The organism is Sulfuricurvum sp., from assembly GCF_022759005.1.
Lineage (GTDB): Bacteria > Campylobacterota > Campylobacteria > Campylobacterales > Sulfurimonadaceae > Sulfuricurvum.
Map to the genome: position 1 here is coordinate 1 of NZ_JAEMQA010000004.1, position 12508 is coordinate 12508.

The window sequence follows — 12508 nt, forward strand, 5'->3', positions numbered from 1 at the left end:
AAGAGATCGATCCCGCACACACGAATAAATACGGCATCATAGAGGGACGTGAAATCGAAGAGGGGGTTTACATGATCTCCAATATGGTCGAAAAGCCTGATCCGAAAGATGCTCCGAGCAACCTTGCGATTATCGGTCGCTATATCCTCACACCTGATATTTTCGGTATCATCGAAAATACCCCTGCGGGCAAGGGTGGGGAGATACAAATCACCGATGCTTTGATGAGCCAAGCACAAAAAGGGATGGTGTTAGCCTATAAATTTAAAGGGAAACGATTCGATTGCGGAAGTGTCGACGGATTCGTTGAAGCTACTAACTATTTTTATGAAAAGAGCGACCGTTAAGAGTTGTTAGCAAAATAGCGCCCTACTCCATCCACAAGCCCTTCGACCATCCATCGCTGATATTTCTCATCGGCAATACGAACGGATTCTTCCGGATGACTGATGTATCCCACCTCAACAAGAACAGCCGGCATCTGAGCCCCTACAAGAACCCAAAACGGCGCTTCTTTGACGCCGTTGTCATGAACGCCGCCGAATTGTTTACGCAGACTGCCTAAAATACCCTTTTGTAAATCAATTCCCAGCTTGTTGGATGCAATAATTTTCTCTTTATTCAAAAAACTCAGAAAGCTGAGCTTACCATATTCCCCCATTTCACCCATATCTTGTGAGTTCTCTAGTGCGGCTACCCGCATTGCCCTCTCGCTTCGGGTTGGAGAAAGAAAGTACGTTTCAAGCCCCTGAGCACCCAACGGATCGGACGCTTTAGGGATTGAGTTTGCATGAACCGAAATAAAAAGATCAGCCTCTTTATCGTTGGCAAATTTAGTTCGATCTTTGAGCTCGACAAACGTATCATTACTACGTGTCATGTATACGGTGTAGCCCTGAGCACGGAGTTTTTCGGCCAATTGACTCCCAATTTGTAACACAATGTCTTTTTCCATAAATCCGTTTCCGATCGCTCCACTGTCTTTGCCGCCGTGACCCGGATCAATCACAATCACTTTCTTGCTCCGATCACGCGGTGTTACACTCACCAATGGAGGAAGTGCCGCAATCAGCGGAGGTTGTTGAACCTCAGGCTGTTTTACGATTGGCGTAGAGGCAAGAGGAGGTGTCGCTTTAGGAGGCTCCAATGAAAGATCGATATACAACGACGAAGCTCTCGGTATCGGTTTTATAGAAATTGCTTGATCGTGTTCAATCACCAAACGGAGTGTTTTAGCATTGTATTGTGCGATCTGAATACGATTGATTTTTTGGTGTTCCAACGTCTGGCTTTTTGATAGGGTGGAAGAATCCACGTCAATAATATAGCGAAAACGGTGTTTGTCGGCTTCGATGATTTTGGACATATGAACTTCGGAAGGCTGAATCGGGGAATCGAATACCAATTCCAACCCGTTGTCTTTCCATTGGGTATTTAAGAGTCTATGACGCATTGTGAGGATAATCTCATCATTACGGGGAGAGGGTTGCTCTGTTTTGATTATTTTTTCAGGCTCTGAAACCGTGATTTTATTGGCAACTAAAGCAGGTTTGAATCTCTTATCATAAATAACCGAGGAGACGGAAGACTCCGTTTTAGGTAGAGTCCCTTTTGTTTTAGCTAAATCCGCCTGATATTTTTTGACATCAATACCGAGTTTTTCACCCGCACGAACAATTCCTTCTAACGAATCGGCCGCCAATGTGGTATTTTTGTCAAGCATCGCTTTGAGATAGAGGGTTTTAAATTCGTTGTAACCTCGGAACTGCTCAACCTCGTCACTACTATCAAGCGCTTTTTTTGCCGATTCAATCCGCTCGCCGAGGGTTAGCCCCATCAAAGCACTCATACTAAAAACAATAAGTACAAATAGACGAATCAGCACGCGGATGTTACTCCCCTTGAGTCAGTTTTTCCATCAACTCTTTGACGGAAATAATTTTATCGATTTTATACCCGTTACTGCCCGAAAAATAGAGCCCAAGTTCCAAATCACCCGCATAGGCGTCACTGAGGCGATCAGCAATACAAAAACCGACCACTTTGGCTTCAACTCCGCGATTGCACGGTGCAACACAGTTGGAGATACATTTGATAGCTGGACCTGTTCGGCTGTCGATTAAATCGCGCAAATTGGTACGGACACCGCGCGCAGGATATCCAACCGGTGATTTCATCAGGGTGATGTCTTCTTTTTTTGCATTGATAAGTACTTGTTTGAAGTTGTCATGCGCATCACATTCATGTGTTCCAATAAAACGGGTGCCCATTTGAACACCCCGAGCACCCAATGCCATCATCGCGTCAATATCGTTTTTGTCCCAGATTCCTCCGGCAGCAATAACCGGAATATCTCCCCACAATGCCGCTTCTTCAACAACCGGAGCAACAAGATTCTCGAGTTGATACTCTTCCATCGCGCACTGCTCATAGGTAAATCCTTGGTGTCCCCCGCTCAAAGGTCCTTCAAGAACAACCGCATCAGGAAGACGGTTGTACCGTTTTTGCCAGCGCTTGCAAATAATGGAGAGGGCTTTGGGTGATGATACGATCGGAACCAAGGCAACATCCGGATAATCTGCGGTAAATTCCGGCATATTGGTTGGCAATCCTGCACCGGTAATAATGATGTCAATTCCCGCTTCACATGCATCGGTAACCACACGACCATAATCGTTGATTGCATAGAGAATATTACAGCCTAACGGTGCATCCCCACAGATTTTACGGGCATTCTCAACAATTGCACTCAACCCTTTTTTCGAATAAAAGTTTTCGGCATCCAACGGACGATTCGCAACCAATCTATCGGCATGGCTTTTATTCTCATAATACCCTGTTCCTACCGCACTGATGACACCGAGTCCCCCCTCTAAAGAGACTGTACCTGCCAATTTATCCCAACTGATACCGACACCCATTCCCCCCTGAACAATAGGGGTTTTAATCGTATATTTACCGATTTGAAGTGGTTTGAAACTCATAAAATCACCTTTAATCGCGCAAATTTTCGTTTTCCGACTTGAAGAATATATTCACCTATCTCAAGTTGGTATTGCTCGTCGCTTAGTTTGTTTTGATCGATTTTAACAGAGCCTTGCTTAATCTCCCGACGGGCTTGTGAAGTAGATGGACTCAAGGCGCAATCCACCAATGCTTTTGCGATCCAAATCGGCCCTTGGAGAGTAAATTCGTCCATTTCACTCGGAATTTCACTCTGTGCATGAACCCGTTCAAACTCTGCATGTGCCCCTTCTGCCGCCGCATCAGAATGGAAACGCGCCGTAATTTCAATTGCAAGAGCTTCTTTCACTCTCTTCGGATGGAGTGTGCCGTTTTCAACCCCTGCTTTCAACACTGCTATCTCATCCAAACTTTTCGCACTCAATAGCTCATAATAGCGCCACATCAGCGTATCGCTGATACTGAGAACTTTACCGTACATATCGTTCGGTGCTTCGACTACACCGATGTAGTTTCCGAGCGATTTTGACATTTTTTGTACACCATCAAGCCCTTCTAGAATCGGCATCATCAAAACGGCTTGTTCTTTACCGATCTCATATACCCGCTGAAGATGACGTCCCATCAACAGATTGAACTTTTGATCGGTGCCGCCGATTTCAATGTCACTTTTGAGATGGACACTGTCATACCCCTGAAGGAGCGGATACAAAAATTCACTGATCGAAATCGATATACCCGACTTATACCGTTTGTCAAAATCATCACGCTCCAACATACGGGCTACATTGTATGTTGTAGTCAATTCAAGCATCCCTGCCGCACCCAGCGGATTAATCCATTCAGAGTTGAAAACAACCGTTGTTTTTTCTGGATTAAGGATTTTAAAAACCTGATCTTTATAACTTTGAGCATTTTCAAGCACTTGCGCAGGAAGCAATTTTTTGCGAGTTTCGCTTTTGCCCGTCGGATCCCCGATCTGAGCCGTGAAATCTCCGATCAAAAACTGGATATGCGCTCCGAATTTTTGAAAGATGGCCAATTTTTGAAGCAAAACAGTGTGACCCAAATGCAAATCCGGAGCAGTCGGATCGAATCCGGCTTTAACCGTATAGTTTTCCCCTTTTTCAAAATAGTTTTTAAGGAGAGTTTCGATGCGAGCTTCGTCGATAATTTCGGCGGTTCCTCTGCGAATTTCTCGTAATGCGGTTTGAATCATGATTTATCCTTGGTTTCGATACGCGTCGTCGGTACGAAAAAATTGTATGATTTTCCCTTTTTTCTCCAATTTGGAGCGCAAACGGTTAATGTCCGCTTCAAGGGTTTGAAACTCCATCTCACAGTATTGGGTGTGTTCAGATTTCTCTTTCCCCAGTTCGATAGAGTTGATATCGGCTCCCATCTTTGCCATGTACGTGAGCAGATCAGCTAATGAGCCTTGCGCACTTTGCATGCTAATAATGAGATGATAGCGATAATAGTGTTGAGCCTTCCAGCGGACAAACACCATAGGGGTTCTTTTTTCCATCAAAACAGATGCATGTTTGCACATTTTATGATGGATGTGCGCCTTGCCGTCTTGCATAAAGGCGACAATTTCATCCCCGGTTTTTGGATGACAGCAATAATCGAATACCGCATCACTGACACTGTTGTTCGAATAGACTTCCAGTGATGCAAACAGATACGGTTTGAGACGATAACGGTTTCGGGAGAGAAATGCGCCGAATCGTTTGTTTTCCCCTAATATCAGACTAAAACGGTTCACCGTCTCTTTGAGCAGATCCAATTCGCTTGGAATACGGTGCCGCTGATCTTCAAGATGCGTTTGAACAAACAGTTCCTCGATCCGAACCGGATCGGTATTAAAAATGAGGCTCAGGATACTGATCCCCGTCTCCGTGTCGATCGCACGAATTCTTTGGTTGCAGTTGGCACGCATGCTTGCTTTGGCACGCGACGTTTTCACTGCATCAATCCAACTGCATCGGTTGATTTTTTTCGATCCGGTCGTAATTTTTACGATATCACCGTTATGCAGTTCGCTTAATAAAGAGGCTTTTTCTTTGTTAATCAAACACCCCTCGGCACTGTCTCCGATTTCGGTATGCACTGCGTACGCAAAATCGAGTGCTACAGCGCCGCGTGGCAAGGTAAACGATTTTCCTTTTGGTGAAAAAACGCTGATATCGTCACTGAAAAGATCATTTTTAATAAGCTCGTAAAATGCTTCAACCGATTCGTTTTGGTATTGAAGATTATGGAGCCAATCAAGACTGATCGGATTGTTTCCGCCGCTTTTGTATTTCCAATGCGCCGCGACACCCAGCTCTGCCGTTTTGTGCATCTCATACGTACGAATCTGCACCTCAAAAATCGCCGTTGAATCAAAAACAGAGGTATGCAGAGTCTGATAGCCGTTCTCTTTTGGAATAGCAATGTAATCTTTGAAACGTGATGAGAGGGGCTGAAAATTGAGATGAACAAGGCCTAAAACACGGTAACAGTCGATCGGTTTTTTCACCAAAATCCGGACCGCTAAAAGGTCAAGGATCTCATCGATACTGATCCCTTTGCGCTGCATTTTGAGATAAATGGAGTAGTGGTGTTTGACGCGACTGAGGATTTCAAACTCCTCTTCGTTAAATCCGTTCTCCAACATCATTTTGATCAATTTTTCGCAAAAATCGTTCAAACGGGCAGTGATAGAACGGAAGTTCTCTTCCATATACATATCAATCGCCTGTTTCTCTTCACTAAAAAGATACTGAAAACTCAAATCTTCCAGCAAATTTTTGAGAAATGAGATCCCCAAACGGCTGGCGATGGGAGCGTAAACAACCAATGTCTCTTCGGCTATACGATGCTGTTTTGCAAGGCTCAGAGCATCCAATGTCAACATATTATGGAGACGATCACACAGTTTAACGACCAACACACGAACATCTTCGATCGATGCGACGAGCATTTTACGAAACGATAACGCCGAAACAATCAGTTTTTCATCGGAGTTTGAGGGGATAAGCTGTGCATCACGAATCGTATCGATTTTGGTAAGCCCCTCCACCAAATGGGCAACATCGCTTCCGTAGTCCCGTGCAATCTGATCAATCCCGATATGGGTATCTTCGACAACATCGTGAAGCAGCGCCGCAATTACCATCGCTTCATCCCCGGTAATGCTGGCAACGATCGATGCAACCAACACCGGATGAATGATATAGGGCTCACCGCTTTTACGGAATTGATTACTGTGTGCGTGTTGGGCTAATGAAAGGGCATTTTGAACGGCTGTTGAAGAGGCGATGTGTTTATAGAGGTGACCTATGGCCCCCTCAACATCATTGATTTGGGTGATTGTGTCTATATCCAGAGTGTTATTCAATGATGCTACTTTGTCGTTAAATCAGCTTCGTGCTACGAAACCTTTGACGCTGATATGCCCCTCAGCGATCTCCATCAAAGCGATATCAGCCGTTTTGGCTTTTTTGACATCTACGTTTAATTTTGTCGTTGCTCCGTTAAGAAGCTCCTCTGAGCGTTTTGCGACGGCGATCGCCAATTGGTAACGGTCGATATTCGCCGTTTCGAGTGCTTTCGCGGTTAGTTGTTCGAGTCTCATGGTATTTCCTTAGGTTGAGATTTATTTTACGATTGAGCAACGCTCAAAGTTGCCCTGAATAATTTCGAGAAGATTACCCGGTGTGAACATATCACACACGATAATCGGTAATTTGTTCTCTTTCGCCAATGCGATCGAGGTGTCGTCCATCACTTTGATATTATCTTGCAACGCCTCTTCGTAACCCAATGTCGCGAGCTTCACAGCATCTGAGAATTTTTTAGGGTCTTTGGTATACACACCGTCAACTTTGGTCGCTTTGATAATCACTTCCGCACCGATTTCAATCGCACGAAGGGTTGCCGCCGTATCGGTTGTAAAAAACGGGTTTCCTGTACCTGCAGCGAAAACAACGACGCGACCGCGCTCCAAATGACGGGTTGCACGACGAACGATAAACGCTTCGGCAATTTGTTCCATTTTGATCGCACTTTGGACGCGAACTTGCATCCCCTCGTGTTCACACGCTTCTTGCATCGCAATCGCATTGATCACGGTAGCCAGCATCCCCATATAATCACCTGAAGTTCGACGGATAATACCGTCCGCCGCCGCAGTGACACCGCGGATGATGTTTCCGCCACCGATAACGATACCCACTTCAATCCCTGCATCAACGAGAGTTTTAATCTCCCCTGCGATGAATTTCAAAATTTTTGTATCAATACCGTGACCGTTTTCACCGGCTAATGCCTCACCTGAGAATTTTACCAAAACGCGCTTATAGCCCATACAACTCCCTATAAAGCATCTTTGATGTGCCCTGTAAATTACGCGTATTATACTTTATCGTCGCTTTAAGGTTGCTTTGACTACACTAAGCGTCATTAAGGTACAAGGAAAAATGACGTGACGTTTTTGGATACGCTCAAAGGATGGTTCTCTTCTCCATCGACCCATCGCGCACCGCGATACGGACGAGGAATTCATGCACTCCCAAATCCTGAAGAAAAAGAGCTGTTTGAGTCCTCGGCATCGGCATTTATCAATGGAGATATTTTAAGCGGATATGAGTATTTTTTATCCTCACTCATCCATCATGAGAGCAGTTTCCCATCCCCCCATTTGAGCATAGAACGCTTTGATGAGAGTTTGTCGTTTTCTCTGATACAAGGGTCTGCCCTCATTCAAGGCAAGGTGACCAAAACCTCTCTCGAAGCCCATGCCGATATTGCCTTAAGCGAAAAACTTCACGTTGCCATCAAACGCCATTTTTTAGAACGAGATTTTCAGCTTACCTATTGTCGCTTTAGCGAAAAAAACGGTGTCATACAGCTCTCTATTCGTTTGGATAATGCGACCATCACCCCTCAGAAAATTTTTTATCCGCTACGCGAAATAGCCCTGAATGCCGATTTTGAAAAAGAGTTTATTGCCGGAGAATTTGATGAATCTTCTCTCCTTGAGACCTCTCATCTTCTCCCGATTTCTGAGGAACAGATCGCATTGCGCTACCGTTTTATGCATCAATGGATACACGAAACCAAACAAAGTTTGATCGGTTTATTGTCCAACGATAACACCGGCATGACCTCATTTAGCTACCTCTCCTTGCTCTTGCAAATCGATTATCTTTTGCTTCCGCACAAAAAAATGGCTAAGGATATCAGTGAAAAAATCAACGGCTATTTCATGGATGACGAAAAACTCACCGAAGACAAAAATGCCGATTTGGAACAATATCTAAGTGAACTCAGCGCGATGGATATCGACTATTTCTCTACCCAATTTTACGATTCAGCCTATACGTTTTCACCGTTTGAACAAGCGATGCACGATGAGATTGCCGCCTTTATCGATGAATCACTCAGTAAAGTGCGCTGGTATAAAAACAATCGTTCCACTTACGTTATCAGCGTAATTTACCGCTATATCTCCTTGTATATTCTCTACAACTACGGGTTGCACCCTTCGCTTCGCAGTCTATTTCATCTGCATGTGGAAATCTATGCTTCCGATTTCTTTAAAGAGGTCGGTGAAACACCTCTGTATGACTCCGCAACGAAAACACTTAACGAAACCTTGATCGCACAGCGCATCCGAGAATCGATAGTGCCCTACACCGAACGCTACAAAAATTTGAACGATTTTTCCGAACACGTCAACTACAGTGATTTGGATCATTTCAGTCAAAGTTTTTATCTTCAACTCAAAAATCTTGATTATACGGAACTGTAAATGAATACCGCCACCCAAAAAATGGTTGAACAAACAATCGAGAGCATTGTTCAAATCACCAACCCCTACGGTAGCGGAAGCGGCTTTCTCATTGACGGACTTATCATCACCAACTCCCATGTGGTGAGCGGACTCAAAGAGGTACTCATCAGCACCAAAACCCTCCCAAAGACAATCGGAACGGTTGTCTATGACGATCCGGCATTTGATCTGGCATTTATCCGTTCACCGCTTCCGATCGAACACAAGAATCCGTTGATCCTCTCCCAATCTCCTGTGATCGACGGCGACAGCGTGATCGCGATCGGTCATCCCTACGGTTTGAACTACTCCACCACCGAGGGGATCGTCTCGAAAGCCTCACGGCTTCAAGGTGAGGTCGAATACATCCAATTCGATGCCGCCATCAACCCCGGCAACAGTGGAGGACCGCTCCTCAATGATGCCGCAGAGGTGATCGGGGTTAACACCTTTATCATCCAAAATTCCAACAATCTTGGGTTCGCCCTCCCCGCCTACACCCTCAAAGAGGCACTTGATCAATTCAAAGCACTCAACACCGAAGAGGTCATCCGCTGTGTATCGTGTAAGAATCTTATCCATGAATCGACCATCCAAAACGATTATTGCCCTAAATGCGGTACAAAACTTGACGTGGCAAAACGACGCAGAGAAGGATATAAACCCTCGGGAGTGGTTGCCCTTATCGAGAAAATTTTAGGGACATTGCATATCAATGTCACCCTCTCACGACGCTCTCAGCGAAGCTGGCGGTTTGAGCTTGAAAAAACCCGTATCGATATCAACTACTACGACAACGGGATTATCATTGCCGATTCGGCACTGTGCCGTATACCGCAAGAGAACATTGAAGCCCTTTACAATTTTTTATTGAGCGAAAATAGCAGTTTGGAACGGCTTCAATTTTCGATCAACGAAAACACCGTTTATCTCTCTTACATCGTCGTCGATTCATCCTTGAGTGAGACCCATGGGACATGGGCACTTCGAAAACTGTTCGATCATGCCCCGCGATACCAAAAACTTCTCCGTGAACGGTTTAATGCCCTTGAGCCGAAATTTGATGAGTTTGAATAAGCTCTGACACCGCCTCTTTTTGAGGAAAATCGGCTCCCATGCTGATGATAAAGGAGGAGGCTTCCTGAAGAGTCAAGGTTGTTTTTTTGATTTTCGTCTCATCGACCAAAACGGTATACCCGCTCGTAGGGTTCGGAGAGGTAGGGATAAAAAGAACACAGATATTTTCATGACGGTTTAGCAGATACGCTAGAACCCACAATCCCTCTTTAGGATATTCGACCAATACCACCTCTTTTTTTGTCCCGTCTTCTCCGCCGCTGAGCATCGCAGCTAACTTTTTCGAGACCGAATAAACGGAGCGGATAGCAGGAATTTTCTCAAATGTGCTATCGATCATCGAAATAAAAATAGATCGCCCGTATTTCTCGATCGAAAACCCGAGCACGGCAAAAACGGCGACAACACCCGCCATCAATGCCAAGGTCAATTCAAAAGAATCGGTATAATCATGCAAGGAGAGGTATGCACTAATCCCGAGATTTTTGAGATAGTTGACAACAATTATCACCAAAATCAGGGGGAATAAAGACAACGCCCCGACAAAAATATACCGCAATACCAATCTGATCGTCGTAGCCATTAAGCAAACCTTTTTAATATGACAAATTGCACAATTATAGAATACTTTTTGAAACACTTTACTACAATAACGCAACTACAGGAGAACTCATGCACCCATTTGCCGAATTTAAACTCGATTTAGAAACTTTTATCACCGATTTGAACGCTCTTATAGAGATCAATCATAAAACCATAGAGAATTTACTCGCCATTTCAGACAAAACCTATGCCAATTTTGTTCGCCCATTTGATCTGATGGAAGAGGATTTGGAGCTGTTATTTACCCCCTTGTCTCATATCAATGCGGTAAAAAACTCCGAAAGCTCTCAAAAAGTATACGCCGAAGCCCTCCCGATTCTGACCGATTATTCTACCTTTGTGGGGCAAAATCTCGACATTTACGAAGCGTTTAAAACGATCAAAGCCAATGAATACGATACACTCAATACCGAACAGCGCCGGATTTTGGATCTCAATATTCTCCATTTTGAACTTGCTGGGGCGCATCTCGATGATGCGTCCAAAGAGCGTTTGGCCGAAATTAATCTGCGCAAAAGTACCCTCACCAACGACTTTTCCCAAAACCTCCTCGATGCGACAAATGCGTACGAGAAAATCATCACCGATCCCGCCGACGTAGAAGGCATTCCCGAAAGCGATCTCGAAAATGCACGCTTCGAAGAAAACGGCGTCACCAAATACCGTTTTACCCTCCAAATGCCCTCATACATCGCTTATATGACCTACGGAGCTAACCGCGCTATCCGAGAGGAGCTATATCGCGCCTATACGACCCGTGCACCTCAAAACGGAGCCATTATCGATGAACTGATGGCACTTCGACAAGAGAGTGCTACCCTCCTCGGATTTAAGAACTACGCCGAGTACTCCCTCGCATCCAAAATGGCACCAAGCACCGCAAGCGTTTTGAAGTTTTTGAATGAACTGATCGACGCGTCTCGTACCCAGGCTCAAAAAGAGATCGAAGAGCTCCGAGCCATCGCTCCGGACATCGATCTGCAAAGCTATGACACCGCCTATTACGGGGAAATCCTTAAAAAAGCCCAGTACAACATCGACGAAGAGGAGTACCGTCCTTACTTCGAACAGCACAGTGTAATGGAGGGGATGTTTACCTTTTTGAACGAGCTCTTCGGTCTCCGTTTTGTCCGCCAAGATATCAAGTTATGGGATGAAAAAGCTCTCGCTTATGACATCTATGAAGGTGAACATCTCACCGCACGGGTCTATTTTGACCTTGAAGCACGTAAAGACAAACGGGGCGGTGCATGGATGCACAATTTCCAAACCCACCACTGCGACAGTGCGGGATGCACTCACCTCTCCAGTGCATTTGTCGTCTGCAACTTCCCTCCATCCTCCGAGACATCCCCGTCTCTGCTTCGACATGACGATGTCGTCACCCTCTTTCATGAGATGGGACACACGATCCATCACCTCCTCAGTAAAGTCAAAGAGCACGGAGTAAGTGGGGTCAACGGGGTCGAGTGGGATGCCGTGGAATTTCCCTCACAGTTTTTGGAAAACTTCGCCTATGAGCCAAAAGTGCTGAAACTTTTTGCCAAACATTACCAGAGCGGCGAGATCCTCAGCGATGCGATGATCGAAAAACTAATCCGAGCCAAAAATTTCCAAAGCGCCATGTTTATGCTCCGCCAACTCGAATTTTCTTTGTTTGATTTCGAGGTGCATTCCAAACTCTATCAAGGAGAAGAGATCCAAACGCTGCTTGATTCGATTCGAGAGAGAACCGCACTCATCAAACCGCCATCGTACAACAAATTCCAAAACGGGTTCAGCCATATTTTCAGCGGCGGATACAGCGCGGGATACTACAGCTACAAATGGGCGGAAGTGCTTAGTGCCGATGCCTATTACGCGATCGTCGATGAGGGGATATTCGGGAGTGAGCTTGCCCGCAAATACAAAGAGGTCGTCCTAGCACGTGGGGGATCACAAAGTATGCAGGAGCTGTTTGTTGAGATGATGGGGCGCGAATGCGACTCCAAAAATCTCCTCCGTCTCAGTGGAATAGAGTAAATGCGCGCTCTACTCCTACTG

At 45.2% G+C, this 12508-nt stretch carries 11 protein-coding genes; 4 read left to right on the top strand and 7 right to left on the bottom strand.

What is annotated here, in order from left to right; all coding sequences use genetic code 11:
• Positions 1-347, top strand: a 347-nt coding sequence (locus JHC35_RS00115; RefSeq protein ID WP_295041243.1) for a sugar phosphate nucleotidyltransferase, incomplete at its 5' end; no start/stop codon positions are given.
• Here the strand turns inward: JHC35_RS00115 and JHC35_RS00120 are convergent.
• The 6 genes from JHC35_RS00120 to pyrH are packed head-to-tail and all read right to left on the bottom strand — an operon-like array spanning position 344 to position 7318.
• The gene (locus tag JHC35_RS00120) at positions 344-1885 is read right to left on the bottom strand and encodes an N-acetylmuramoyl-L-alanine amidase (protein WP_295041245.1); all 1542 of its coding nucleotides are present in this window, start codon (positions 1883-1885) and stop codon (positions 344-346) included. The genes JHC35_RS00115 and JHC35_RS00120 overlap by 4 nt on opposite strands.
• Before the next feature lie 7 nt (positions 1886-1892).
• A complete protein-coding gene (locus JHC35_RS00125; protein WP_295041247.1) occupies positions 1893-2984 on the bottom strand; it encodes a nitronate monooxygenase in 1092 nt (363 codons plus the stop codon).
• Positions 2981-4183, bottom strand: a complete 1203-nt coding sequence (gene tyrS, locus JHC35_RS00130) for a tyrosine--tRNA ligase (RefSeq protein WP_295041249.1) — start codon at positions 4181-4183, stop codon at positions 2981-2983. The genes JHC35_RS00125 and tyrS overlap by 4 nt, the downstream gene beginning before the upstream one ends.
• A 3-nt stretch (positions 4184-4186) precedes the next feature.
• On the bottom strand, positions 4187-6349 hold the full coding sequence (locus tag JHC35_RS00135; protein WP_295041251.1) for a RelA/SpoT family protein: 2163 nt from the start codon (positions 6347-6349) through the stop codon (positions 4187-4189).
• 21 nt (positions 6350-6370) lie between these two features.
• Positions 6371-6586 carry a DNA-directed RNA polymerase subunit omega gene (locus tag JHC35_RS00140; protein ID WP_295041253.1) on the bottom strand — a complete coding sequence of 72 codons (216 nt, stop codon included), beginning with the start codon at positions 6584-6586 and terminating at the stop codon, positions 6371-6373.
• A gap of 21 nt (positions 6587-6607) precedes the next feature.
• Entirely contained in the window at positions 6608-7318 is a 711-nt protein-coding gene (pyrH, locus tag JHC35_RS00145) for a UMP kinase (protein ID WP_295041255.1), read from the bottom strand.
• Between the two features lie 117 nt (positions 7319-7435).
• Between pyrH and JHC35_RS00150 the strand changes: the two genes are divergently transcribed.
• Complete coding sequence (locus JHC35_RS00150) at positions 7436-8764, top strand: hypothetical protein (protein ID WP_295041257.1); 1329 nt, start codon at positions 7436-7438, stop codon at positions 8762-8764.
• Complete coding sequence (locus JHC35_RS00155) at positions 8765-9862, top strand: trypsin-like peptidase domain-containing protein (RefSeq protein WP_295041259.1); 1098 nt, start codon at positions 8765-8767, stop codon at positions 9860-9862.
• On the opposite strand, the gene JHC35_RS00160 is transcribed toward JHC35_RS00155, so the two are convergent.
• Positions 9825-10445: a DUF502 domain-containing protein gene (locus JHC35_RS00160; RefSeq protein WP_295041261.1), complete on the bottom strand. Its 621-nt coding sequence runs from the start codon at positions 10443-10445 to the stop codon at positions 9825-9827. The two genes, JHC35_RS00155 and JHC35_RS00160, sit on opposite strands and share 38 nt — an antisense overlap.
• Positions 10446-10534: 89 nt before the next feature.
• On the opposite strand from JHC35_RS00160, the gene JHC35_RS00165 reads away from it, so the two are divergent.
• Positions 10535-12487 carry a M3 family metallopeptidase gene (locus JHC35_RS00165; protein WP_295041263.1) on the top strand — a complete coding sequence of 651 codons (1953 nt, stop codon included), beginning with the start codon at positions 10535-10537 and terminating at the stop codon, positions 12485-12487.
• The last annotated feature ends 21 nt before the right edge of the window (positions 12488-12508 follow it).